This window comes from Gilliamella sp. wkB308 (assembly GCF_001690185.1).
Lineage (GTDB): Bacteria > Pseudomonadota > Gammaproteobacteria > Enterobacterales > Orbaceae > Gilliamella > Gilliamella apicola_I.
This window is the reverse complement of sequence record NZ_LZGN01000030.1, coordinates 1-1748: the sequence shown is the minus strand read 5'-3', so window position 1 is coordinate 1748 and position 1748 is coordinate 1. Positions and strand designations below refer to the sequence as shown.

The following is a 1748-nucleotide window of genomic DNA, read 5'->3' as shown; positions in this document are numbered from 1 at the left end:
AAAAGAATAAAATAAACAACCAAACCTCCCACTATAGATATAACAAACGACATTATAATTACGAATAAATCAATACGATTTTCATTTAAGAAATAAAAAAACAACCAAATAAACGAAATTTCTGCACTACCAAATAAAAAAAATCCAAAATAGGGTCCGATAATTTTTCGTTTACGATAGATTTCAAGGTAATTATCCGTTGCACATGCAACATAATTAGCACGACGCTTATTCCCTGGTCCGCCCCCGTCAGATAAATCACTTTTCCAACAAACAATTTGTGGTTTGTAACATGATGGCATTTTTTACTCCTGCTATCCTGATTGTTGTGCTTTCCGTTTTTTAAACTAACGTGAGGATTATTCGACCGGATACACGGTTTTTGTTAGTTCATACTCTTCTTCTATTTGAGCAAGCTCTTCTTTTGAGCCCGCTTTCGATGCCTTGTCTAACCCTTCAATTTGTTTCGAGGTGATTTTTAACTTCGGTTTGACTTGCATAAAGGTTTTGGCATCCCAAGGTTTATAATCAACGTATTCTAAACCTGCTTGGTCTATGGAGTTATCGATGTCCGATCCCATAAAATTACAGATCCAATCCCAGTCCTCCGCAAAACAATTTGTTTTTCGAATATAAATATATTCAATCAATTTATAGCTATTAGGCTCACAAACAGCCCCAATTAAAGCATAATCTTCAAAGCTACCGCCTTTTACATTGACCACTGTTGAACCTTGTAATACGCCATAAAAGTTTTCCCAATCATAAACTTTTATATGAAATTTGTTTAAATCTTTAAAGGCTCTTCTCGGTGGCCATGCTTTAAACATCCATTTCATTGCCACCGCTTCGTAAAGATAAACCTTGCCTGTTTTTCGATTAAAACGAATTGGATTACTTACGGGGGCATAGTGACCAAAAAGAAGAGTGAAAAAAGTTAAATAAACAACCAGACCTCCTCCTAAAGATGCAATAAATGACAATATCACGGCAAGCCAAGGAATATTATTTTGATTTAAACAAACAAAAAAAGCCAAAATAACCGAAATTTCTCCACCTCCCAATAAAAAAAATCCAATATAAGGTCCGATAATTTTTCGTTTACGATAGATTTCAAGGTAATTATCCGTTGCACATGCAACATAATTAGCATGACGTTTAACCGGCCCCCCCCCTTTAGATAAATCACTTTTCCAACAAACAATTGGTGGTTTGTAACGTGATGGCATTTTTTGCTCCTGCTATCCTGATTGTTGTGCTTTCCGTTTTTTAAACTAACGTCAGGATTATTCGACCGGATACACGGTTTTTGTTAGTTCATACTCTTCTTCTATTTGAGCAAGCTCTTCTTTTGAGCCCGCTTTCGATGCTTTGTCTAACCCTTCAATTTGTCTCGAGGTTATTTTTAACTTCGGTTTGACTTGCATAAAGGTTTTGGCATCCCAAGGTTTATAATCAACGTATTCTAAACCTGCTTGGTCTAAGGGTTTATCTGTGTTCCTTCCCATAAAATGACAAATCCAATGCCAATCCATCGTAAAACAATCCGTTTCACGGATATAAATATATTCAATCACTTTATAACTATTAGGCTCACAAGCAGCCCCAATTAACGTATAACTTTCAAAGCTACCACCTTTTACATTGACCACTGTCGAACCTTGTAATACACCATGAAAGTTTTCCCAATCATAAACTTTTATATGAAATTTGTTTAAATCTTTAAAGGCTCTTCTCGGTGGCCATGC

Annotated in this window: 3 protein-coding genes; all 3 read right to left on the bottom strand. The window is 35.7% G+C overall.

The window, feature by feature from the left end:
* Positions 1–302: hypothetical protein (locus tag A9G10_RS04585; RefSeq protein WP_143425952.1), on the bottom strand; the 302-nt coding region annotated here is incomplete at its 3' end.
* A 57-nt stretch (positions 303–359) separates the two neighbouring features.
* Positions 360–1229, bottom strand: a complete 870-nt coding sequence (locus A9G10_RS04580; RefSeq protein WP_065558443.1) for a DUF6708 domain-containing protein — start codon at positions 1227–1229, stop codon at positions 360–362.
* A gap of 57 nt (positions 1230–1286) precedes the next feature.
* The coding region (locus tag A9G10_RS12765) for a DUF6708 domain-containing protein (protein WP_179855807.1) at positions 1287–1748 on the bottom strand (462 nt) is incomplete at its 5' end.

Excerpts from the sequence above, each read along its gene's own strand:
- A9G10_RS04580 (WP_065558443.1), bottom strand. The coding sequence starts at position 1,229 with ATGCCATCACGTTACAAACCACCAATTGTTTGTTGGAAAAGTGATTTA.